Origin of the sequence: Aeromonas sp. 602396, assembly GCF_049173735.1 — a bacterium.
GTDB classification, from domain to species: domain Bacteria; phylum Pseudomonadota; class Gammaproteobacteria; order Enterobacterales; family Aeromonadaceae; genus Aeromonas; species Aeromonas veronii_A.
In genome coordinates this window covers 76,869-98,880 of sequence record NZ_JAAKSD010000003.1, presented here as the reverse complement: position 1 = coordinate 98,880, position 22,012 = coordinate 76,869, and the positions used below count along the sequence as shown (strand labels likewise).

General features: G+C 57.6%; 21 protein-coding genes. 19 read left to right on the top strand and 2 right to left on the bottom strand.

All coding sequences use genetic code 11. The annotated features are described in order from the left end of the window. Nucleotides 1-226 precede the first annotated feature (226 nt). The 18 genes from tapM to G5229_RS05895 all read left to right on the top strand — a co-directional run bounded on the left by tapM (nt 227) and on the right by G5229_RS05895 (nt 18,023). Nucleotides 227-1,288, top strand: a complete 1,062-nt coding sequence (tapM, locus tag G5229_RS05980) for a PilM family type IVa pilus assembly protein TapM (protein WP_323137627.1) — start codon at nt 227-229, stop codon at nt 1,286-1,288. Then, entirely contained in the window at nt 1,276-1,854 is a 579-nt protein-coding gene (gene tapN, locus G5229_RS05975; RefSeq protein ID WP_216953058.1) for a PilN family type IV pilus biogenesis protein TapN, read from the top strand. Before tapM ends, tapN begins: the two co-directional genes overlap by 13 nt. Beyond that, a complete protein-coding gene (tapO, locus tag G5229_RS05970) occupies nt 1,851-2,450 on the top strand; it encodes a PilO family type IV pilus biogenesis protein TapO (protein WP_216953059.1) in 600 nt (199 codons plus the stop codon). The genes tapN and tapO overlap by 4 nt, the downstream gene beginning before the upstream one ends. Then, entirely contained in the window at nt 2,447-2,980 is a 534-nt protein-coding gene (locus G5229_RS05965) for a pilus assembly protein PilP (RefSeq protein WP_216953060.1), read from the top strand. The genes tapO and G5229_RS05965 overlap by 4 nt, the downstream gene beginning before the upstream one ends. Before the next feature lie 16 nt (nt 2,981-2,996). Next, nucleotides 2,997-5,210, top strand: a complete 2,214-nt coding sequence (locus G5229_RS05960; protein ID WP_323912610.1) for a type IV pilus secretin PilQ family protein — start codon at nt 2,997-2,999, stop codon at nt 5,208-5,210. A 191-nt stretch (nt 5,211-5,401) separates the two neighbouring features. Next, a complete protein-coding gene (aroK, locus tag G5229_RS05955; protein ID WP_005347909.1) occupies nt 5,402-5,920 on the top strand; it encodes a shikimate kinase AroK in 519 nt (172 codons plus the stop codon). A gap of 14 nt (nt 5,921-5,934) precedes the next feature. Next, nucleotides 5,935-7,017, top strand: a complete 1,083-nt coding sequence (gene aroB, locus G5229_RS05950) for a 3-dehydroquinate synthase (protein WP_421208787.1) — start codon at nt 5,935-5,937, stop codon at nt 7,015-7,017. Next, the gene (locus G5229_RS05945) at nt 7,007-8,587 is read left to right on the top strand and encodes an SPOR domain-containing protein (protein WP_421208786.1); all 1,581 of its coding nucleotides are present in this window, start codon (nt 7,007-7,009) and stop codon (nt 8,585-8,587) included. The genes aroB and G5229_RS05945 overlap by 11 nt, the downstream gene beginning before the upstream one ends. A gap of 70 nt (nt 8,588-8,657) precedes the next feature. Beyond that, complete coding sequence (locus tag G5229_RS05940; protein ID WP_005335008.1) at nt 8,658-9,530, top strand: Dam family site-specific DNA-(adenine-N6)-methyltransferase; 873 nt, start codon at nt 8,658-8,660, stop codon at nt 9,528-9,530. Between the two features lie 190 nt (nt 9,531-9,720). After that, nucleotides 9,721-10,395, top strand: a complete 675-nt coding sequence (rpe, locus tag G5229_RS05935) for a ribulose-phosphate 3-epimerase (RefSeq protein WP_005335006.1) — start codon at nt 9,721-9,723, stop codon at nt 10,393-10,395. Continuing rightward, nucleotides 10,382-11,050, top strand: a complete 669-nt coding sequence (locus G5229_RS05930) for a phosphoglycolate phosphatase (RefSeq protein ID WP_421202772.1) — start codon at nt 10,382-10,384, stop codon at nt 11,048-11,050. Before rpe ends, G5229_RS05930 begins: the two co-directional genes overlap by 14 nt. Nucleotides 11,051-11,092: 42 nt before the next feature. Continuing rightward, the gene (gene trpS / locus G5229_RS05925; RefSeq protein WP_005362251.1) at nt 11,093-12,097 is read left to right on the top strand and encodes a tryptophan--tRNA ligase; all 1,005 of its coding nucleotides are present in this window, start codon (nt 11,093-11,095) and stop codon (nt 12,095-12,097) included. Between the two features lie 117 nt (nt 12,098-12,214). Continuing rightward, a complete protein-coding gene (locus G5229_RS05920) occupies nt 12,215-12,430 on the top strand; it encodes a hypothetical protein (RefSeq protein ID WP_216953064.1) in 216 nt (71 codons plus the stop codon). A 21-nt stretch (nt 12,431-12,451) separates the two neighbouring features. Further along, nucleotides 12,452-13,033, top strand: a complete 582-nt coding sequence (locus tag G5229_RS05915; RefSeq protein WP_421208785.1) for an aminodeoxychorismate synthase component II — start codon at nt 12,452-12,454, stop codon at nt 13,031-13,033. 277 nt (nt 13,034-13,310) lie between these two features. Further along, a complete protein-coding gene (locus G5229_RS05910) occupies nt 13,311-14,528 on the top strand; it encodes an aspartate aminotransferase family protein (protein WP_216953066.1) in 1,218 nt (405 codons plus the stop codon). A gap of 76 nt (nt 14,529-14,604) precedes the next feature. After that, nucleotides 14,605-15,624 carry an arginine N-succinyltransferase gene (gene astA, locus G5229_RS05905; protein ID WP_005334994.1) on the top strand — a complete coding sequence of 340 codons (1,020 nt, stop codon included), beginning with the start codon at nt 14,605-14,607 and terminating at the stop codon, nt 15,622-15,624. 72 nt (nt 15,625-15,696) lie between these two features. Next, nucleotides 15,697-17,166, top strand: coding sequence for a succinylglutamate-semialdehyde dehydrogenase (gene astD / locus G5229_RS05900; protein WP_421208784.1), 1,470 nt, complete (start codon nt 15,697-15,699; stop codon nt 17,164-17,166). Nucleotides 17,167-17,225: 59 nt separating this feature from the next. Then, nucleotides 17,226-18,023 carry a DUF1338 domain-containing protein gene (locus tag G5229_RS05895; RefSeq protein ID WP_421208783.1) on the top strand — a complete coding sequence of 266 codons (798 nt, stop codon included), beginning with the start codon at nt 17,226-17,228 and terminating at the stop codon, nt 18,021-18,023. A gap of 92 nt (nt 18,024-18,115) precedes the next feature. Here the strand turns inward: G5229_RS05895 and G5229_RS05890 are convergent, their stop codons facing one another. Continuing rightward, nucleotides 18,116-19,234 (bottom strand): anhydro-N-acetylmuramic acid kinase, encoded by a 1,119-nt coding sequence (locus G5229_RS05890; protein ID WP_421208782.1) that lies wholly within the window; start codon nt 19,232-19,234, stop codon nt 18,116-18,118. Nucleotides 19,235-19,357: 123 nt separating this feature from the next. Further along, entirely contained in the window at nt 19,358-20,683 is a 1,326-nt protein-coding gene (locus tag G5229_RS05885) for a peptidoglycan DD-metalloendopeptidase family protein (RefSeq protein WP_421208781.1), read from the bottom strand. Nucleotides 20,684-20,792: 109 nt separating this feature from the next. Between G5229_RS05885 and tyrS the strand changes: the two genes are divergently transcribed. Further along, nucleotides 20,793-21,992: a tyrosine--tRNA ligase gene (gene tyrS, locus G5229_RS05880; protein ID WP_019445249.1), complete on the top strand. Its 1,200-nt coding sequence runs from the start codon at nt 20,793-20,795 to the stop codon at nt 21,990-21,992. Nucleotides 21,993-22,012: the final 20 nt, after the last annotated feature.

Below are 22,012 nucleotides of genomic sequence, written 5' to 3'. Positions count from 1 at the left end.
GTTTTCCTGTGGCAAGTCACCCATCGACAGGATGCGAGAGGTTAGCACTACAGTGAGCAATAACCAAGGTGCCTCCCTTTATCTCAAGAAAGCGAGGTGGGTCACTTTTCGGTATAAACTTTATGACATTGATAGTTAGAGCATTTAGGATGGATCAAGCTCTCATCTGATTAGAGTGTCCTACACTCAATTCAGGTATAAAACCCAATAACGCATGGATGTGTATATGTTTGGGCTATTTAATAAGGGATCCCTCCTCCCCCTGGTGGGCATTGATTTCGGTAGCCAGACCATCAAGGCCGTTACCCTCACTGGTCGTCCCGGCAAGCTTCATATTGAATCTGTTGCCGAGGTCGCCACCCCGAAAGGTACGCTGGTTGATTACCAGCTACAGGATATCGAGCGGGTCAGCCCATCTTTGAAAACCCTCAAGCGCCTTATCTCTGGCCACAGCGATTATGCCGCGACAGCGGTGACTGGTTCCAATGTGATCACCAAGGTCATCCAGATTGATGCTCGCCTTGGTGACAAGGAGCTGGAGAGTCAGGTGCAGCTGGAGGCCGAACAGATAATTCCCTTTCCCCTCGATGAAGTCAGCCTCGATTTTGAGGTGCTGGACACCAGCGCCAGTGAAGATCGTCAGGATGTCCTGTTGAGCGCAGCCCGTACTGAGAGCGTCAATGGCCGGGTCAGCGCTCTCGCTGAGGCTGGCATTGCCGTCAAGGTAGTGGATGTGGGAGCCCATGCCTTGGGGCGGGCCGTTGTGGCCTGTTTGCCCGAGTTGCAGGAGAGTGAGCGACCGATCGGGGTGATCGACATCGGTGCCAGTGCCATGACCTTCGCGGCGCTGGTCAAGGGAGAGGTGATCTACTCCCGCTTGCAAAACTTCGGCGGCGATCAGTACAGCCAGGCGCTCTCCTCCTTTTATGGCATGACGCTGGATGAGGCTGAGCAGGCTAAAACCAAAGGTACCTTGCCTGTTGACCATGAGCTGGATGTGCTGATGCCCCACATCAACTCGCTGCTGCAGCAAGTGCGGCGCAATATCCAGCTGTTTTGCAGTTCATCCGGTTATCGCGACATCGCAAAACTGGTGCTGACGGGGGGAGGCAGTCTGCTACCCGGTTTGTTGGTACAGGTAAAAGAAGAGGTCAATTGCGAGGTGTTGCACCCGGATCTGTTCGCCCTGTTTGGCAAACCGAAAGGAGAGGCCGAGCTGGTACATGGCGCTAAATATATGACGGCATTCGGGTTGGCTCTGAGGAGTTTTACACCATGTCAAATATAAACCTTCTCCCCTGGCGCGAGGCTCGTGCTCAGCGGCAAAAGAAACAGTTTGGTGCCCTGCTCGGGCTTTTCGTGTTGGTCACTGTCGCACTGAGCCTCTTTGCCAACTGGCTGGTCGAGCGTCAGATTGCCGCCCAGCAGCAGCGTAATCAGCGTCTGGTTCAGGAGATGACCATCCTGGATGCACAACTGGGAGAAATCCGCCTGCTTAAAGAACGTCGCAAGGAGCTGATCGATCGGATGCAACTCATCGAACATCTCCAAATGCGTCGAAATGTGCCCGTTCGTCTTTTCAACCAGTTGCCCTCTCTGGTACCCAATGGGGTTTACCTCAATACCCTCTCGTTGCAGAACAATATTATCGATGTCAACGGCAAGACAGAAGCTTATGGTCGAGTTGCCAGCATGATGCGTCGAATCGATGGTTCCGGCTGGCTGGGACAGTCGAAAATAAGCACCATTTTTGCAGCGGAGGTCGCGCCGGTATCGTTGAGTCAATTCTCGATGATGTTCCTGATTGCCAATAATACCGCGGCTGCCGGGGATATGGCCAAGGAGAGCAAATGAACCTTCAGCAACTCAACGAGCTTGATCTGAATGACATCGCGAGCTGGCCAAAATGGGCGAAAGCTGTCTTTATCCTGCTGTGCTGTGTGTTGACTGGTGGCGCTATTTATTACTACGTGATTGCCAATTCCTTAGGCAATCTGACCAAAGAGAGCGCCAGAGAGACGGAGCTTAAAGGCCAGTTTGAAAGCAAGGCGATGCTGGCAGCCAATTTGGGCGCCTACAAGGCACAAATGATCCAGCTCGAGCAACTGGTCGATACCCAGCTCAAGCAGTTGCCCAATACCCATGAGGTCGCCGGTTTGCTGGACGATATCAGTTTTATTGCCACCGATAATGGCTTGAAACTCAATCGCATCAACTGGGAACCTGAGGTCAAGCACGAGTTTTCTACCGAATTGCCCATGCGGATCGAGGTGGTAGGTAATTATCATCAGATCGGCAAGTTTACGGCAGATATGGCAGCCCTGCCTCGTATCGTCATACTCGACTCCTTTACCTTGAGTCAGAGCAAGGATGAGGGAGACCTGATTGCTATGTCGATGCTGGCCAAAACCTACAAGTACAACGGTAAAACAGTGGAGCAGAAACAATGAGACGCATCTGCTGGTTGTTACCTGCCCTCTTGCTGACGGCCTGTGGTGGTCAGGAGGAGATGGATTCCTATATTGCCGAAACCAAGGCAAGACCCCCTGTACCTATTGAACCCTTACCCCAGTTGAAGCCGTTTTCCCCCATGCACTATCAACAACGCGATCTGCGTAGCCCCTTCATGATGCCGCAACCAGAAGCAAGTGTCGGGCGCGCGAATAGTGCCCAGGTGAAGCCTGATTGCGCACAGGTTATGATGGACAGAGAAAAAGAGGTATTGGAAAACTACTCTCTCGCCAGCTTGTCAATGCACGGCTCCTTGGGAAAGGCCGGGCAGTTGTGGGCCCTGATCAGCACACCTGATGGAAAATCAATACGGGTCGGGCTCAACCAGTATATGGGGCTCGATCAGGGTAGAGTCATCAAGATTACTCCTACGGCAGTGGATTTACTGGAAACCATTCCGGACGGGAAGGGGTGCTGGGTAACAAGAGAAACCCAGTTGGCGATGGCCAATATGCAAGAAAAACAATAATCAGGGACGAACAGCAATGAGAACAACCATAGACAGTGTAACAAAAGTGGCTTTGCTGTTTTGCGCCAGTGCCTTTGGTCAGGCGTGGGCAGTGGCAACCTTGCAAGAGATAAAAGTTAATCCATTGCTGGCAGACCAGTTGCAACTGGAGCTCAGCTTCAGCGAGCCTGTGAGTGGCTTTACCGATCGTCTCTCCTATCAACCTAACCAGCTCCTGTTGCATGTCCCCGGTGCTGTGGGCGCACTCAAGGTGAACCCGCTGCCTATTCAGCGTCAGGGAGTAGACAACATCAAGGTGGAAGGGAAGGGGGCAGGCCTTGATATCAAGATCGCTCTCGATCAGCTGGCTCCCTATCAGGTGCAGCAACAGGGTAATAAATTGCTGGTTTCCCTTGGTGAAGGGACCTCATCAGCTCTGATTAATGGCGAAAGCGCCCTGATTGCACCTGCCGCAACGGCTTCCTCAGCCATGGTGGCCACTCCAGCTCCTTCGGCACTGCTCAATTCTCAGGTTGTTGCCAAGTCAATGCCTGTTGCACCGGTAACCCCTCCTGTTGCGACGCCTGCTGCCAGCAAACCACTGCTCGGCAGCTATCAGAACAGTGGCGGTGGAGCCTATTTCAACTCGGTGACCGGGGTGGATTTTCGTCGTGGCAAGGATGGTCAGGGGGAGTTTCTGGTCACACTTGACAACAGCTCGGCTGCCGTCGATGTGAGCAGCCGCGGTCAAACTGTGCTGGCCAAGTTTCATGGTACTCGCGTGCCTGATGGTTTGCTTAATCTGATCAATGTGCAGGATTTTGCGACACCGGTCTCTCAGGTTGAGGTGTCCCGGCAGGGCAACGATACCCTGTTTGAGCTGTCGGTTAATGGCCAGTTTGATTACCGTTACGATCAGGCTGATAAACTGTTCATTATCGAAGTGAAAAAACGCACGGCGGCATCTGCGTCTTCAAAGCAGTATCAGGGCAAGCCCATCTCATTGAACTTCCAGGATATCCCGGTTAGAACCGTGTTGCAGCTTATCGCTGACTTCAACAACCTCAATCTGGTTACTACCGATTCTGTGGCAGGCAATCTGACACTACGTCTGGATGGCGTGCCCTGGGAGCAGGCGCTCGACATCATTTTAAAAGTGCGCGGTCTGGATAAGCGGCTTGATAACAACATCCTGCTGGTTGCTCCGGCTGAAGAGATTGCGGCACGGGAGAAACAGCAGCTGGAGAGCCGGAATCAGGTGGCTGATTTGGCCCAGTTATATACCGAATATATGCAGATCAACTATGCAAAAGCATCCGAAGTGGCTGCTCTGCTCTCATCCGAGAGTACCAAGTTGCTATCGCCACGTGGCGCGGTGAGTGTGGATGAACGGACCAACGTGCTGGTTGTGAAGGATACGGCTGAGGTTATCAGCAGTATCAAGCGGATGCTGGATATTCTGGATATCCCGGTCAAGCAGGTGGTGATCGAAGCGCGTATGGTGACCATCGATGACGGTTTCGATGAAGCGCTCGGGGTACGTTGGGGAGTGACCAAGAACGATGGTCACGGCAACAGCACTTCAGGCTCTATTGAAGGGAATGATTCGTCCGGTAATAACGACGGTAGTTCAACGATTACCAGACCCTCGGTCGATAATCGGATGAACGTCAATCTGCCGGTGACCAATGCTGCCGGTACCTTGGCATTCCAGGTTGCCCGTCTGGCCGATGGAACCCTGCTTGACCTTGAATTGTCTGCGCTGGAAAAAGAGAGCAAGGCCGAGATTATCGCCAGTCCGCGGGTGACCACTGCGAACCAGAAACCGGCGTTGATCGAACAGGGTACCGAGATCCCCTATGTGGAGTCCTCTTCCAGTGGTGCAACCTCGGTCACCTTCAAGAAGGCGGTACTGAGCTTGAAAGTCACGCCGCAGATCACCCCTGACAACCGGGTGATCCTCGACCTGACCGTGACCCAGGATACCAAGGGCGAAACCGTACCGACCGGTACCGGTGATGCAGTCTCCATCAACGCCCAGTCCATCACGACGCAGGTACTGGTTAACAATGGCGAGACACTGGTGCTGGGCGGCATCTATCAGCAGACTATCAAAAGCGATGTGACCAAGGTGCCCTTGCTGGGTGATATCCCCGGATTGGGCGCCCTGTTCCGCAAGACCACCAGCGAGAACAAAAAGCGTGAACTGCTTATTTTCGTGACCCCCAAGATAGTCACCGACGCCTTCTGAAGGCTTTACATGTGAAGGTAAAACACATATAACCTTACGCCCCAATGAGGCTGGGGCGTAAGGGCTGCGGTTGCCAGTCCCGATATCTATTGAGATAATCCCCCTCCTGATCCATCGCAAGATAAGGTTCATAGGTACCCCGATCCAGTATTTATCGGGGTCGTACAGTTTGTAATTACTAACGAAAAAACATGGCTGAGAAACGCAATATTTTCCTGATAGGTCCCATGGGTGCGGGCAAGAGCACCATAGGTAGACATCTGGCAGAACAACTGCATATGGAGTTTTTCGACTCAGATCATGAGATTGAGCGCCGCAGTGGTGCTGATATCGGCTGGGTGTTTGATGTTGAAGGCGAAGAGGGTTTCCGTATTCGCGAAGAGAAGGTGATCAGCGAATTGTCTGAGCAGCAGGGTATCGTGCTGGCAACCGGTGGTGGAGCCATCAAGAGCCGGGAAACCCGCAACAAGTTGTCTGCTCGTGGCATCGTGGTCTACCTCGAAACCACCATTGAAAAGCAGTTGGCGCGTACACAGCGAGACAAACGCCGTCCTCTGCTACAGACTGAAGAGCCGCCGCGTGAGGTGCTGGAACGTCTGGCACAAGAGCGCAACGCCCTGTATGAAGAAGTGGCTGACTTTGTTATCCAGACAGATGATCAAAGCGCAAAGATCGTTGCCAATCAGATTGTGAAGCTGATCGGTATGTAATCAAGAGGACGTCCATGGAACGGTTGAAGGTTGAACTGGGTGAGCGCAGCTATCCCATCGAGATAGCTGCCGGTTTGCTACAGCACCCCGAGGTGCTGGCAGCAAGCATCAAGGGCAGGCGGGTGATGATAGTGACCAATACGGTCGTCGCCCCGCTCTATCTTGAGAAAGTGACTTCCCTGCTGGCGGATTTTCAGGTGGAACACCTTGTTCTGCCCGACGGCGAGGCGTACAAGAACCTGGCGACCTTTGAGCAGATCATGTCTGCTCTGCTTGAAACCAACCATGGGCGCGATACGACACTGATCGCTCTGGGGGGCGGCGTGATCGGGGATGTGGTGGGCTTTGCGGCAGCAAGCTATCAACGTGGCATTCCTTTTATCCAGATCCCGACCACTCTGCTCTCCCAGGTTGACTCCTCTGTTGGCGGTAAAACCGCGGTCAACCACCTCCTCGGCAAGAACATGATTGGGGCTTTTTATCAGCCCAAACAAGTTGTTATCGATACCGAATGTCTGAGTACCTTGCCAGCCCGCGAATTTGCCGCAGGGATGGCCGAGGTGATCAAGTACGGCATCATTTGGGATGCTGATTTCTTCAGTTGGCTGGAGCAGAACATGGTGCGTCTGCAACAGCTGGAACCTGCCGCGCTGGCCTACGCCATCAAACGCTGCTGCGAGATCAAAGCCGATGTGGTCGGTCAGGATGAGACCGAGCACGGCGTCCGTGCGCTGCTCAATCTGGGCCACACCTTTGGTCATGCCATCGAGGCCGAGCAGGGGTATGGCAACTGGCTGCACGGTGAAGCAGTGTCCGCCGGCACCATGCTGGCTGCCTGGACTGCGCAGGCACGTGGCGATATGAGCGAAGCGGACGTTGCGCGAGTGCGCGCCCTGCTGCTGGCCGCCAATCTGCCCATTCATGCGCCTGCCGAGATGGATTTCGCCGCCTTTATTCGCCATATGCGCCGTGACAAGAAGGTGCTGGAAGGCAAGCTGCGTCTGGTGTTGCCGGTTGGCATCGGCCATGCGCAGGTGGTGGGGGATGTGTCCGATGCCGAGTTGCTGGCGGTGATCGAGTCTGGTCGTGACGAATAAACTGCTAAAACTTCCTTCCCAGCGGCAGCTGGTTGACCGGCTGCTGCATCTGATTGAATTCAATCACCCTTTCATTTTTCTCTCCGGTAAACCCGGTTGTGGTCGCGGTACCCTGTGCGAATCCCTGCTCGGCGTGTTGCCGGAAAAAGTGCGGGTGGTAAGCCTGATTGGTACGCCTGCCATGAAGATGGTGGATGTGCGCCAGCTGTTGCTGCCACAGGTGGTGGCGCGCCCGCTGTTCAATCCACAGGATGCGCTGGCGGAGAGCTTCTTTCGCATGCTGGAGGGGAGCAAGCCTGCCACCCTGTTGCTACTGATAGAGCGGGCCGACCAGTTGCCGGCCGACCTGCTGGGAGAGTTGTGGGCGATCATCCGTCATAACGATACCCTGGCGGCGCCCCATCAGCTGGCCATTATCGTCTCGGGCAGTGACGTCTGGTGTCGTACCCAACGGCCGCAGCTCAAAGGGCGAGCCATGCCAGCCCTTGAGCTGGAAGTGCCGCCACTGAGCCCGCCGGAGCAGCGCATCTTCTTGTATGAAAAAGCCAAAGAGCTCAAGATCCCGGCGACCCTCTTGCCCAAGCCGCAAGTGGAGGAGATCCTGAAAACGGCGAACGGACATCCGTCCACCATCATGCAGTTACTGGAGGATATCATGACCGACAGAAGGCCCAAGAAGCGTCAGGCGGAGTTGCCCGTCAAGAAGATTGCCACCGCTATCGCGCTGGTCGCTGGCGGCCTGCTGGCGTTGAGCTACCTGCTGCCTGCGCTGTTTGACAATGAAAGCAAACCGGCGCTGCAGGATCCGGCGCAGAACACGGCATTGCCGATCCCGGTAGCGGGAGGCGATCCCCTCACCGCAGGCGGTTCGAATACCGATGCCGCTGCACAAGGCGCGCAAAACCGCGATGCAGCCAACAATCCCAACGGGGTAGTGAAAGATTGGCAGCCGGAGGCGAAAGTGCTTCCCAAATCGGTGGAGAGCGAAACCGTGACCACCGAATCAACCAATTACGAAGGGCGTCGGGTGGTGATCTCTGACGAGGTCGTGCAAAAGCTGATGACCGAACCCAAGGTGAGCGGCGCTCTGCCTACTGACGTGGTGGACGAGCTGACCGGCAAGAACCCGAGTGGCACAGCCCCCAGTGGTGCAATCGCAACCACGGTGCCAGCCAGTACCGCCAAAGTACTGAATCCGGCGACAACCGCAACGCCTGCTGCTACCACCAAAACAGCCAGCAACGAGCCGGTTGCCGCGCCAGCACCCAAAGTGGCCCTGACACCGGTCGCCACCTTGAACAAGAAGCCGCGCAACCACTACAGCGTTCAGCTGATGGGGGCGAGCAACACCAAGGCGGTGGATCAATTTGTCGCCGAGCATAGTCTGGCGGGCAAGGTATGGGTCTATCAGACCAAATTCCGTGGCAGTCCCTGGTATGTGGTGCTGCAAGGAGATTATGCCGGTCTGACCCAGGCCAAGAGTGCCATTCGCAAGCTTCCGCCAGCCTTGCTGAAAGGCCAGCCCTGGCCCAAGTCGTTTGCACAGGTACAAAAAGAGCTGAAGCAATAGCCTTGATACCGGATAAGGGGGTAGAATCGTCCCCCTTTTTGGGTCTTGCCTTCTTACACACCGGATTTCCATGAAAAAAACACGCGCTTTTTTAAAATGGGCCGGGGGAAAATACTCCCTGGTTGAAGAGATTGCCGAGCGCCTGCCGGCCGGGCGTGTGTTGCTGGAGCCCTTCGTCGGGGCCGGGTCTGTGTTTCTCAACACCGACTACGACGCGTATGTGCTCAACGACATCAATCCGGATCTGATCTGCCTGTACAACCACCTCAAGCTGACGCCGGACAGTTTCATTGCCGAGGCGCGCAAGCTGTTTGTGGCAGAGCACAACCACAAGGCGGCCTATTATCGGCTGCGTACCCAGTTCAATCAGACCGAGACCACCTTCGAGCGGGCACTCTTGTTCCTGTTTCTCAACCGTCACGGTTTCAACGGACTGTGCCGCTACAACAAGAAGGGCGGCTTCAACGTGCCGTTCGGTTCCTACAAGAAGCCCTATTTCCCGGAAAAAGAGCTGTGGGCCTTTGCCGAAAAGGCGCAGAAGGCGACCTTTATCTGCGAGAGCTACGCCGACGCCATCAAGCGTGCCGAAGAGGATTGGGTTATCTATTGTGATCCACCCTATGCGCCGCTCTCCACTACGGCGAGCTTCACCACCTATGCCTCCGGCGGGTTTACCCTGGATGATCAGGCGATCCTGGCGCGACTGGCCCGTCACACAGCCGCTCACAAAGGGGTGCCGGTGCTGATCAGCAACCATGATATCGAGCTGACTCGTGAGCTTTATCGCGGTGCCCGCCTCGACGAGATCCTGGTCAAGCGCACCATCAGTCGCAACGGCGGCACCCGCAACAAGGTGGCCGAGTTGCTGGCGCTCTATCCCCCCGGAATCGAACCTGAGCAGGGTTACTATCCCAGCGACAGTGAACTGCTGCCGCTGACGTAACAGACCATGCGGCGCCCAGGGGCGCCGTTTTTTTATGGGCGCGCCTAGGCCCGTGCCGATGCCCCAAAACCTAGGTGGCTGGGGGAGGGGAGGCGATTGCCCCATTTACCCCGCATTCGAGTCGTTTTCGCCCGCCTTTTACGTTAAAATTGCGCCGCTTTTTCTCCCTGGCTGCCAATGGATGATGCTGATGAAAGACTTTCTGATTGCCCCCTCGATCCTCTCTGCCGATTTTGCCCGTCTGGGTGACGATGTAGCCAAGGTACTGGCTGCAGGTGCCGACGTGGTTCACTTCGACGTGATGGACAACCACTATGTCCCCAACCTGACCATTGGCCCCATGGTCTGTCAGGCGCTGCGTGACTACGGTATCGAGGCCCCCATCGACGTGCACCTGATGGTCAAGCCGGTGGATCGCATCATTCCCGATTTTGCCAAGGCCGGTGCTTCCCTCATCACCTTCCATCCGGAAGCGTCCGATCACGTTGATCGCTCTTTGGGCCTGATCAAGGAGATGGGCTGCCAGGCGGGTCTGGTTCTGAATCCTGCTACCTCGCTCTCCTGCCTCGAGTATGTGATGGACAAGCTGGATGTGATCCTGCTGATGTCGGTCAACCCGGGCTTCGGTGGCCAGAGCTTTATCCCCGGCACCCTCGACAAGCTGCGTCAGGTGCGTCGTCTGATCGACGAGAGCGGCCGCGATATCCGCCTCGAGATCGATGGCGGGGTGAAGGTCGACAATATCCGTGAAATCGCCGAAGCGGGCGCCGACATGTTTGTCGCCGGCTCTGCCATTTTCAGCCAGCCTGACTACAAGGCGGTGATCGACAAGATGCGTGCGGAGCTGGCTCATGTCACACGCTGAGCGCGCATTTGATTTGGTGCTGTTCGATCTGGACGGCACCCTGATTGACAGTGCCGCCCAGCTGGCGCTGGCAGTCAATCTGACTCTGGCAGACCTCGGTCTGGCACAGGCTGATGAAGTTGTGATCCGTACCTGGGTCGGCAATGGTGCCGACAAGCTGATCCAGCGGGCGCTCGCCTATCGCGAGGCTGACCCCGAGCTGTTTGCCAAGGCCAGACCGATCTTTTTCCAGCACTACAACGCCTGCCTGCTGCAAGGGCTGGCTATGTATGAAGGGGTTGCCCAGAGTCTGCGTCGCCTGCAAACCCTGGGTTACAAGCAGGCGATCGTCACCAACAAGCCGAGTGATTTCGTGGCACCCATCCTCGATGCCCTTGGCATCAGCGATTGTTTCGAACTTTGGCTTGGCGGCAACTGCGTGCCAGTCAAGAAGCCGAGCCCGGAGCCATTGCTGCACGCTTGCCAGGAGTTGGGGGTGAGCCCGGCTCGCACTCTAATGGTGGGCGACTCCGAAAATGACGTGCTGGCGGCCAAGGCGGCCGGCATGAAGGTGGTGGGCCTGACCTACGGTTACAACTATGGCCGCCCCATTGCCGACTCCCATCCAGACTGGGTATTCGAGCAGTTTGCCCAGCTCGATGCACTTTTGGTCTAATAGCGCAGCTGGGCTGGCTGAATAACAAGGATTAACACTCTCATGACTAAACCAATCGTATTGAGCGGGGCGCAACCCTCCGGTCAACTGACCATCGGCAACTACATGGGGGCCCTGCGTCAGTGGGTCAACATGCAGGATGAGTTCGACTGCCTCTACTGCATCGTCGACCTGCACGCCATCACCACTCGTCAGGACCCGGCTGCCCTGCGCAAGGCTTGTCTGGACGCAGCCGCCCTCTATCTAGCGGTCGGTATCGATCCCAAGAAGAGCACTGTCTTCATCCAGTCTCACGTGCCGCAGCACGCCGAGCTGGGCTGGATCCTCAACTGCTATACCCAGATGGGTGAGTTGTCGCGCATGACCCAGTTCAAGGACAAGTCCGCCCGTTTCGAGAACAACGTCAACGTCGGCCTGTTCGGTTATCCGGTGCTGATGGCAGCCGATATCCTGCTCTATCAGGCCAATCAGGTGCCGGTCGGCAACGACCAGAAGCAGCATCTGGAGCTGACCCGCGACATCTGTACCCGTTTCAACAACCTCTATGGTGAAGTGTTCACCATGCCGGAGCCCTTCATTCCGACCGAAGGGGCGCGGGTGATGAGCCTGCAGGATCCGACCAAGAAGATGTCCAAGTCGGATGACAACGAGGCCAACTTCATCGGCCTGCTGGAAGATCCCAAGCAGATCGTCAAGAAGATCAAGCGTGCGGTGACTGACTCCGACGAGCCGGCGGTGGTGCGTTTCGACCCGGAAAACAAACCGGGTGTCTCCAACCTGCTGACCCTGATGTCCGGCGTGACTGGCCGCTCCATCCCCGAGCTGGAGCAGCACTTCGAAGGCAAGATGTATGGTCACCTCAAGACCGAGACCGCCGAAGCCGTGGTTGCGCTGCTGGAACCGATCCAGGCTCGTTTCCACGAGTTGCGTCAGGATGAGGCCCATCTGATTGCGATTCTTGCCGAAGGGGCACAAAAGGCGCGTGAAAGAGCTGAAAAAACCCTGACCAGCGTATATGATGTAGTCGGCTTCGTTCCTCGAGCCTGACATACTGGGAAGGTGTAGTAGAAGAGAGCTGGGTATTTGCCTGGCTTTCTTTATTTTCCCACGTTGTATTTTGTTTAATTCTTTATTTCAACCCGGGTTATATCCCCAAGAGTACGCATGTCTGTTCAACCAAATATTTCGATTGAAGAGCTGAGTGATAAAGGTCACTGGCTGCGCAAGTTCCGCAAGGCGAAAAACCTCAATACCCTGCAATTGATGGTCTCCAATGCCATCGATAAACATCACAAGACTGCTGCCATCGCTGCCGCCATCTATCTGGCCGAGTGTCAGCGTGAACGGGAAATGGAACAGGGTCGTTATCTCGATCGTTAATTCTCCACTGTTGGTTATCTCATGCTGTTGTTGATCGATAACTACGACTCTTTTACCTGGAATCTGGTGCAATATTTCGGCGCCCTGGGACAAGAGGTTGTGGTCAAGCGCAATGATGAACTGACGCTTGATGCCATAGCGCTGCTCTCCCCCCGTTTTCTGGTGATCTCTCCCGGTCCCTGTACGCCCAATGAGGCGGGGATCTCTCTCGACGCCATCAGCCACTTCGCTGGCAAGCTGCCCATTCTCGGCGTCTGTCTCGGTCATCAGTCGCTGGCGCAGGCCTTCGGCGCCCGCGTAGTGCGTGCCCGTCAGGTAATGCACGGCAAAACCTCGCTCATCCGCCATCGCGGCGAAGGGGTCTTCTGCGGTCTAAAGGATCCCTTGCGGGTGACCCGTTATCACTCACTAGTGGTGGAGCGCGACACGCTGCCCGACTGCTTCGAGGTCACCGCCTGGAGCGAGCATGCCGATGGCTCGTTTGACGAAATCATGGGATTACGCCATAAGACACTTCCTGTCGAGGGTGTTCAGTTCCATCCGGAGAGTATTTTGAGCGAACAGGGCCATTTGCTGCTGGCCAATTTTCTGTCCTGTTCATAAAAATTTGTGATCATCTTCTCAAGTTTGAAAGAAGGTAAAAAATATTTCTCTGACACTTTATTCAGCCCCCTTCCAGCCCAAATTATCTCTTGCCAAGCCCCCCTGAGTCGTTATGCAATGCGGTTGCCTAAAATCTCAAGGTCAATCGAACATTGTTCCTCATAGGTCGTCTTGTTACAGACTTTTTACTTTATTTCTGTGATAATCCCGTCACGTTTACACGGATTTAACTTTTAGGCGGTGGATTATTCTGTCGCCGAATCTGAAGGAGAGCTATATGTCAGAGTTGTTGGCAGTGACACGTGAAGTGTTTGATGAAGTGATGGTTCCCAACTATGCGCCAGCCAAGATCATCCCGGTGCGTGGTGAAGGGTCACGTGTCTGGGATCAGGAGGGGCGCGAGTATGTCGACTTCGCCGGTGGTATCGCCGTCAATGGCCTGGGTCACTGTCATCCCAAGCTGGTCGAGGCTCTGAAAACCCAGGGCGAGAAGCTGTGGCACCTCTCCAACGTAATGACCAACGAACCGGCCCTGCGTCTGGCCAAGAAGCTGGTCGCGGCCACCTTTGCCGACAAGGTCTACTTTTGCAACTCCGGCGCCGAAGCGAATGAAGCTGCCCTCAAGTTGGCTCGCCGCTACGCCATCGAGAAGTTTGGCGAGCAGAAGACCCAGATCATCGCCTTCAATCAGGGCTTCCACGGTCGTACCTTCTTTACCGTCAGCGTCGGTGGCCAGGCTGCCTACTCCGATGGCTTCGGTCCCAAGCCCGGTGACATTACCCATGTTCCCTACAACGATCTGGCGGCACTAGCCGAGGTGATCTCCGACAACACCTGCGCCGTGGTGATGGAGCCGCTGCAAGGGGAGGGTGGCATCATTCGTCCTACCGACGAGTTTGCCAAAGGAGTGCGCGAGCTGTGCGACAAACACAATGCCCTGCTGGTGTATGACGAAGTGCAGTCAGGGGTCGGCCGGACCGGTGATCTCTATGCCTATATGGGGCTCGGCGTCACGCCGGACATCCTCACCAGCGCCAAGGCGCTGGGGGGCGGTTTCCCCATCGGCGCCATGCTGACCACCGACGAAATCGCTTCTTACCTGAAAGTGGGCACTCACGGCTCTACCTACGGCGGTAACCCGCTGGCCTGTGCGGTCGCCGAGGCAGTGATCGACGTGATCAATACTCCCGAGGTACTGGACGGGGTCAAGCGGCGCGAACAGCTGTTCCGAGATGGGCTTGAGGCGATAAACGCCAAATACCACTGTTTTAGCGAAGTGCGTGGCAAGGGGCTGTTGCTGGGCGCCGCTCTGAGCGAGGACTTCAAGGGGCGTTCCCGCGACTTCCTGCTGGCCTCCATCGACCAAGGGCTGATGGCACTGGTGGCTGGTACCAACGTGGTTCGTTTTGCCCCTTCACTGGTGATCCCGGAAGCGGACATCAAGGAAGGGCTGGCCCGCTTCGAGAAGGCGGTTGCCCAGGTGGTTAACGCCTGATTCCAAATTGAGGTGGGGAGCTCTCCCGGCAGGAGCCGGGACCCCACCTGTCGTCAATGAAAGGGAGTTGTCATTTATGTTGGTTATCCGTCCCATCGAGCAAAAAGATTTTGCCGGGCTCAAGACCTGCGCCATCGAGTCCGGCACCGGCATGACCTCGTTGCCCGTCAACGATGAACTGCTGCAGCGCAAGATCGATGCCTCTACCCAGACTTTTTCCGACAAGCCCGCCGGCAAGGGGGATTGCCTCTACTTTTTCGTGGCCGAGGATTTAGAGACCGGTGAGATGGTGGGCACCTGCGCTATCGATGCCGCAGTGGGTCTCTCCCAGCCGTTTTACAACTATCACATCGGCAAGGTGGTGCACTCATCACCCAAGCTCGGTATCTACAACGTCGTTGAAACCCTGACTCTCTCCAACGACTACACCGGCAACTCCGAGCTCTGCACCTTGTTCTTGCGCGAATGTGCCCGCGAGGGGCTCAATGGTCGCTTGCTCTCCAAGCACCGCTTTCTGTTTATGGCCGAGCACCCCGAGCTGTTTGACGAGACCGTCTTCGCCGAAATGCGCGGCGTCTCCGATGCCAACGGTCACAGCCCCTTCTACGAGTGGCTACAAACCCATTTCTTCTCGATGGATTTTCCCACCGTCGACTATCTGACCGGCATCGGCAAGAAGCGCTTTATCGCCGAACTGATGCCCAAGTACCCCATCTACGTCAATTTGCTGAGCAAAGAGGCGCGAGCCGTCATTGGCCAGACCCACGAGAAGACCCGACCGGCCATCAAGATGCTGCAGGATGAGGGCTTCGTGAACCGTGGCTACGTCGATATTTTCGATGCGGGCCCCACCGTCGAGTGCGACGTGAAGAATATCCGTAGCGTGCGCCGCAGCAAGAAGCTGCGGGTGCTGGTGGGCGAGCCCATCGGTGGCAAGACCCATCTTATCTGCAACAGCCGTTTCGAGCATTACCGCGCCTGCTACGGCAATATCCGGGTCGATCTCGACAAGCACGAAGCCATCATTCCGCCGAAGATGGCGGCGGCACTCAAGGTGCAGGATGGCGACATGGTGCGGGTGGTTGACCTCGACTGAGACAGACAGGACAAGCAAACCGATTATCAGACAGGCAGCCGAGGCTGTCTGCCAGCGACAGGGAGTGAATGGATGAGCCAGTCAGTACAATTTATCGACGGTAAATGGCTTGCCGGTGAAGGCAAGCCGTTCGAGTCAAAGGACCCGGCCAAGAATCAGGTGATCTGGCAAGGGGAGGCCGCCAGCGCAGCGCAAGTGGATGCCGCCGTCAAGGCTGCTCGCGCTGCTTTCTACCATTGGGCGGACATGAGCCTTGAGGATCGTCTTACCATAGTGCGTCGCTATGCCGACCTGCTGGGCGAGCAGAAAGAGGCGCTGGCGCTGACCATCGCCCGCGAAACCGGCAAACCGCTGTGGGAGACCCGCACCGAAGTGGCCGCCATGCAGGGCAAGATCGCCATCTCCATCCGCGCCCATGACGAGCGCACTGGCACCGTTGAAAATGCCATGCCGGGCGCCAAGGCGTTTGTCCGTCACAAGCCCCACGGCGTGGTGGCGGTGTTCGGCCCCTACAACTTCCCGGGCCATCTGCCCAACGGCCATATAGTCCCGGCCCTGATCGCGGGTAACGCCGTGGTGTTCAAACCCTCCGAGCTGACCCCCATGGTGGCCGAGGCCATGGTCAAGGTGTGGCAGCAGGCCGGATTGCCCAAGGGGGTGCTCAATCTGGTGCAAGGGGAGGTCGAGACCGGCAAGGCGCTGGCGGGCAATCCCGATATCGACGGCCTCTTCTTTACCGGCTCCTCCCGCACCGGCCATTTCCTCCATCAACAGTTTGCCGGCCAGCCGGGCAAAATTCTGGCGCTGGAGATGGGCGGTAACAACCCGCTGATCGTGAAAGATGTGAGCGACATCGATGGCGCCGTCCATGCCATCGTCCAGTCGGCATTTATCACCTCGGGTCAACGTTGCACCTGTTCCCGCCGTCTGTTTGTCGAGCGCGGTGAGCGGGGCGATGCCCTGGTCAATCGACTGATCGAGGTGGTCAGCCAGATCAAGGTCGGCCTCTACGACGCTGCCGAGCAGCCGTTCATGGGCTCGATGATTAGCGAGAAGGCAGCACTGGGCATGGTCGAGGCGCAAGCCAACCTGCAGCGCCTCGGTGGCGAGAGCCTGCTTACCCTCAAGCACCTGGAAGCGGGCACAGGCTTTGTCTCCCCGGGTATTATCGACGTGACCTCAGTCAGCGAGCTGCCTGACGAAGAGTACTTCGGCCCGCTGCTGCAACTCATTCGTTACGATGATTTCGATGCTGCCATCGATCAGGGCAACGCCACCCGCTACGGTCTCTCGGCCGGTCTGCTGGGGGACAAGGAGGCGGACTGGCACCACTTCTTCAAGCGGATCCGCGCCGGTATCGTCAACTGGAACAAGCCCATCACCGGCGCCTCCAGTGCCGCGCCGTTTGGTGGCATCGGCGCCTCCGGCAACCACAGAGCAAGCGCCTACTACGCTGCTGACTACTGTGCGTATCCGGTTGCCTCTGTCGAAGACAGCAAAGCCGCGATGCCGGATCAACTGTCGCCCGGCCTGCGCTTCTAATAACGACACGGGGCATCCAGCGGTGCCCCCATCTGTACCCGCAATCAAAGGAAAGAGAGATGCAAAAGGATATCGACACCCTGTTCAGCCATCTGTGGGACAACTACATCAAGGTGACCCCGAGCGCCCTCAAGGTGCACACCCTGCTGGGTGGCGGCGAGCCCATCGTCAACGATCACGTGGCGTTTCGTACCTACAACCTGCCCAAGCTGGGGCTGGAGAAGCTGGCCGCCCACTTTCTCGCGCTCGGTTACGAGCAGAAGGGCGAGTACGTCTTCAAGGCCAAGAAGCTCTACGCCAAGCACTTCGAGCATCAGGATCCGGACGCTCCCAAGGTGTTTATCAGTGAGCTGAAGGTGGAAGAGCTCTCTTCGGCTGCCCAGGCCATCATCCACAAGCTGGCCGATCAGGTGCCTGATCATCTGACCGATACCCCGGCATTTCTCTACACCGGCGCCCCCTGGCAGGTCTCCTATGCCGATTATCAGACTCTGCTGGCGGAGAGCGAGTATGCGGCCTGGATGGCAGCCTGGGGTTATCGTGCCAACCACTTCACGGTCAATATCAACAAGTTGAAGGATTTCGACACCATCCATCAGGTCAATGCGGCGCTGAAGGCGGCGGGTTTTGTGCTCAACAGCGTGGGTGGCGAGGTGAAAGGGGATCCGCAGGTGATGCTGGAGCAATCCTCCACCATGGCTGACAAAGCAGAGGTGCCGTTCAGCGATGGGGTGCGTACCATCCCGAGCTGCTTCTACGAGTTCGCCCTGCGCTACCCGCAGCCAGATGGCGTGCTCTATCCGGGCTTTGTCGAAGCGTCCGCCGACAAAATTTTTGAGTCCACCAATGCCATGTAACAACGGGTGTTGGCCAAAGTGCCACTGTTCATGATGTGACATGACGACAGCCCCATATCGGTGCTGTCGTCATTTGCATATCTGGGGGATATCTAGGGTGCGGGGTAGAGAGCACCCAACACAGCCGGACGGCTGGCGCCGGTGACGGCGGGCAGGTTGCCGGGTTTGTGCTTGATAAAGCGCTCCGCCAGCCAGGCAAAGGCTGCGCCTTCCATCCAGTCGGGCGCAATGCCCAGTTCGGCAGTGCTGGCGATGCGCCAGCCGGGCAGCAGGCCGGCCAATTCGCTCAGCAGCGGGGCGTTATGGGCGCCGCCGCCGCAGACAAAGAGCTCGGTCTTGGGTTGGCTGGCCCCGAACGCCTCGGGAGTCGCAGGCAGCTGGCGGGCGATGCTGTGGCAGGTGAGCGCCTGCAGGGTGCGCTGCACATCCGCCGGAGCATAGGGGCGGCCAGCCAGCTCACCATCGAGCCAATCGAGGGTGAACATCTCCCGTCCGGTGCTCTTGGGATGGGGGGCGGCGAAGTAGGGGTGAGCCAAGAGCTGCTCCAGCAGTTCGGGGATGAGCTGGCCGCTGGCTGCCCACTGGCCGCCGGCATCGTAACCGGCCCCCTTGGGGTGATGGCGGCGATACCAGCCGTCGAGCAGGGTGTTGGCCGGGCCGGTATCGAAGCCATAGACCCCGTTGGCATGGCCCGGCAGCACCGAGATATTGGCGATGCCGCCGAGGTTCAATACTACCCGCAGGGCGCCGGGGCGGGCAAAGAAGGCCTGATGGAAGGCGGGCACCAGCGGCGCCCCCTGACCGCCGAGGGCCATGTCCATGGTGCGAAAGTCGGCGATGACATCGATGCCGGTCAGCGCCGCCAGCAGGGCCGCGTTGCCGATCTGCAGGGTAAAGCCAAGCTGGGGGCGATGGCGGATGGTCTGGCCGTGACTGCCAATGGCGCGAATATCGGCGGGCGTGAGGCCCGTCTTGGCCAGCAGGGCGTGGGTGGCGGCGGCAAATTCGCGCGCCACCAGATTGTCGGCCACCCCCATCCGATCGATCTCGTTGTCGCTCGGGGTGCAGAGCTCATGCAGCTCGTCGGCGGTGGGCCAGGGGTGGCTGAGGGCCGCCTCGACCCGCAGTTGATCCCCGTCGATCACCACCAGTACAGCGTCGATGCCGTCCATGCTGGTGCCTGACATCAATCCGATATAGCGTTCAGCCATTGGCTCTCCTCACTCGCTGGTCGGGATAGTCCGCTTCCCGACACCGATGCAGCATGGCGCAGAGCCATGCGCAGGCAAAATAAAAGGGCTAACGGGGCCGCTCCCCCGCCAGCCCTGAAGGCTTTAGTTGCCGCGACTCTCCCGCTTGTTCTGGGCCAGCTGCAGCTCGGGGCTGTCGAGCTTGGCCAGTTGCGGTGTCGCCAGTTTTCTGAAGTTGGCCAGCTCGCGTCCGCTCAGGGACTCCGCCTGCGGCAGATTGAGGGTGCGCGGGTTTTTGTGTACGCCGCCCACCACGAACTCGTAGTGCAGATGGGGGCCGGTGACGCGACCGGTGCCACCCAACAGACCGATGGTCTGCCCCTGCTTGACCCGCTGCCCCTTGTTGACGGTGCGCTTGGAGAGGTGCAGGTACTTGGTCACATAGTTGCCGGCATGTTTGATAAAGACGTAGTTGCCGTTGAACTGGTTGTAACCCGCCGCCACCACGTTGCCGGAGCCTGCCGCCATGATGGGGGTGCCCACCGGCGCCACATAGTCGATGCCGTTGTGGGGGCGGATCTTGCCGGTCACCGGATGGAGGCGGCGCGGGTTGAAGTTGGAGCTGATGTATTTGAAGTTGACCGGCGCGCGCAGGAAGCTCTTGCGCATCGCTTTGCCTTCCGGGGTGTAGTAGTTGCCATCTTCATTGAGCACGGCGCGGTAGGCAGTGCCCTGGTTGACGAATTCGGCGGCCAGAATATCGCCGGAGGCAACCCGCTCGTCATCGCGGAACTTGTCCTCGTAGACCACCCGGAAGCTGTCCCCCGGCTGCAAGTCCTGCGCAAAGTCGATGTCCCAGCCGAAGATGGCGGCCAAGTCCATGATCTGATCCTCGGTCATGCCCGCCTCGACGGCGGAGCTCCAGAAGCTGGAGCGGATCTCCCCCTTGGTCACCTGTTCACGGGTGTCGAGGGCGATCTTGACGCTGCGGGCGACGAAGGTCTCCTCCTTGCGGCTCACCTTGAGCGCCTGCTCCAGACTGTGGGGGTAATAGAGGCTGTGCAGCTCGCCGTTTTCGGTGAGCTTGAAGGTGAGCTCCTGCCCCGGTTGCAGCATCCGCAGGGGATCGCTGCCCTCGAGCTGGTCGATCAGGTGCAGATCCGTGGTGCTCAGGCCAATGCGCTGGAAGATCACCCCCATGTTGTCGCCACGGCGCACCTTCACCTGCTTGGTGATATAGCGCGGCTTGGGCGGGGTAACGGGCTGGGCGGCCTCGGCTGGCAGCTCGTTGTTTAGCGCGTTGTCGTTGGCCGGTTCCCGCAGGGCAATTTCGTTGCCGTTTTCATCGACTCGTGTTGCCACCGCCTGTTCGCTTGGCCAGGCAGCCAGCATCATGATCATGATGCTCAAGATCAGCACCATCTTGCGGTGCCAGTGGGGGAGTGCGTTGAAGGCGTGCCAAATAACCATGAGAAGCAGATGAAGTCGGGCAGAATGGACGGATTTTACAGCCTTTCCAATTGGCCCGCCATTCCAGTAATATGTTTGGCCCTGTGGAATCGTGATGGAGAGTCAAAAAATGTCCCAGCTCGAGGTGGCGCTAGCCGAGATCAAGCGCGGAGCGGAAGAAATTCTGGTTGAAGAAGAACTTGTCGCCAAGTTGAAGGAAGGGCGCCCGCTGCGCATCAAGTTGGGCATGGACCCGACCGCCCCCGACATTCACCTGGGTCATACCGTGATCCTCAACAAGCTGAAGACCTTCCAGGATCTGGGCCATGAAGTGATCCTGCTGATCGGTGACTTCACTGCCATGGTGGGAGATCCCTCCGGCAAGAACGCCACCCGTCCGCCGCTCTCCGAAGAGGCTATCAAGCATAACGCCCTCACCTATGCGGAGCAGGCGTTCAAGATCCTCGACCCGGCCAAGACCCGCATCGAGTACAACTCGACCTGGCTGAGCGAGCTGGGTGCGACCGGCATGATCAAGCTGGCGGCCAAGCAGACCGTGGCCCGCATGATGGAGCGTGACGACTTCAAAAAGCGCTACACCGGCGGCCAATCCATCGCGATTCACGAATTCCTCTATCCGCTGCTGCAAGGCTATGACTCGGTCGCGCTGAAGGCGGATGTCGAGCTGGGTGGTACCGACCAGAAGTTCAACCTGCTGATGGGCCGCGAGCTGCAAAAAGATGCCGGCATGGCGACCCAGTGCGTGCTGATGATGCCGCTGCTGGTGGGTCTGGATGGCGTCAAGAAGATGTCCAAGTCCGCAGGCAACTACATCGGCGTCCACGACGCTCCGGGCGAGATGTTCGGCAAGATCATGTCCATCACCGACGATCTGATGTGGAACTACTACGAGCTGCTCTCCTTCCGTCCGCTGGCCGAAATTGAAGAGTTCAAGGCAGGCATCGCTGCCGGTACTCTCAACCCGCGCGACGTGAAGATCTGGCTGGCCAAAGAGATCATCGCCCGTTATCACGACGAAGCGGCGGCCGAAGCGGCCCACGAAGATTTCACCCAGCGTTTCTCCAAGAACGCCATTCCGGACGAAATGCCGGAAGTCGAGCTGGCTCTGGAAGGCGAAGGTCTGGCCATTGCCAACCTGCTGAAAGAGGCCGATCTGGTGGCCACCACCTCCGAAGCGCTGCGGATGATCAAGCAGGGTGCGGTCAAGGTTGATGGCGAGAAGCTGGAAGATGGCAAGGCACTCATCGGTGCCGGTACCGCCGTCTATCAGGTCGGCAAGCGCAAGTTTGCCCGCGTGACTGTCAAATAAGCAGTACCGTCAAATAAGCC

Coding starts and splice junctions, on each gene's coding strand:
- tapM (WP_323137627.1), top strand. CDS start 227: ATGTTTGGGCTATTTAATAAGGGATCCCTCCTCCCCCTGGTGGGCATT.
- tapN (WP_216953058.1), top strand. CDS start 1,276: ATGTCAAATATAAACCTTCTCCCCTGGCGCGAGGCTCGTGCTCAGCGG.
- tapO (WP_216953059.1), top strand. CDS start 1,851: ATGAACCTTCAGCAACTCAACGAGCTTGATCTGAATGACATCGCGAGC.
- G5229_RS05965 (WP_216953060.1), top strand. CDS start 2,447: ATGAGACGCATCTGCTGGTTGTTACCTGCCCTCTTGCTGACGGCCTGT.
- G5229_RS05960 (WP_323912610.1), top strand. CDS start 2,997: ATGAGAACAACCATAGACAGTGTAACAAAAGTGGCTTTGCTGTTTTGC.
- aroK (WP_005347909.1), top strand. CDS start 5,402: ATGGCTGAGAAACGCAATATTTTCCTGATAGGTCCCATGGGTGCGGGC.
- aroB (WP_421208787.1), top strand. CDS start 5,935: ATGGAACGGTTGAAGGTTGAACTGGGTGAGCGCAGCTATCCCATCGAG.
- G5229_RS05940 (WP_005335008.1), top strand. CDS start 8,658: ATGAAAAAAACACGCGCTTTTTTAAAATGGGCCGGGGGAAAATACTCC.
- rpe (WP_005335006.1), top strand. CDS start 9,721: ATGAAAGACTTTCTGATTGCCCCCTCGATCCTCTCTGCCGATTTTGCC.
- G5229_RS05930 (WP_421202772.1), top strand. CDS start 10,382: ATGTCACACGCTGAGCGCGCATTTGATTTGGTGCTGTTCGATCTGGAC.
- trpS (WP_005362251.1), top strand. CDS start 11,093: ATGACTAAACCAATCGTATTGAGCGGGGCGCAACCCTCCGGTCAACTG.
- G5229_RS05920 (WP_216953064.1), top strand. CDS start 12,215: ATGTCTGTTCAACCAAATATTTCGATTGAAGAGCTGAGTGATAAAGGT.
- G5229_RS05915 (WP_421208785.1), top strand. CDS start 12,452: ATGCTGTTGTTGATCGATAACTACGACTCTTTTACCTGGAATCTGGTG.
- G5229_RS05910 (WP_216953066.1), top strand. CDS start 13,311: ATGTCAGAGTTGTTGGCAGTGACACGTGAAGTGTTTGATGAAGTGATG.
- astA (WP_005334994.1), top strand. CDS start 14,605: ATGTTGGTTATCCGTCCCATCGAGCAAAAAGATTTTGCCGGGCTCAAG.
- astD (WP_421208784.1), top strand. CDS start 15,697: ATGAGCCAGTCAGTACAATTTATCGACGGTAAATGGCTTGCCGGTGAA.
- G5229_RS05895 (WP_421208783.1), top strand. CDS start 17,226: ATGCAAAAGGATATCGACACCCTGTTCAGCCATCTGTGGGACAACTAC.
- G5229_RS05890 (WP_421208782.1), bottom strand. CDS start 19,234: ATGGCTGAACGCTATATCGGATTGATGTCAGGCACCAGCATGGACGGC.
- G5229_RS05885 (WP_421208781.1), bottom strand. CDS start 20,683: ATGGTTATTTGGCACGCCTTCAACGCACTCCCCCACTGGCACCGCAAG.
- tyrS (WP_019445249.1), top strand. CDS start 20,793: ATGTCCCAGCTCGAGGTGGCGCTAGCCGAGATCAAGCGCGGAGCGGAA.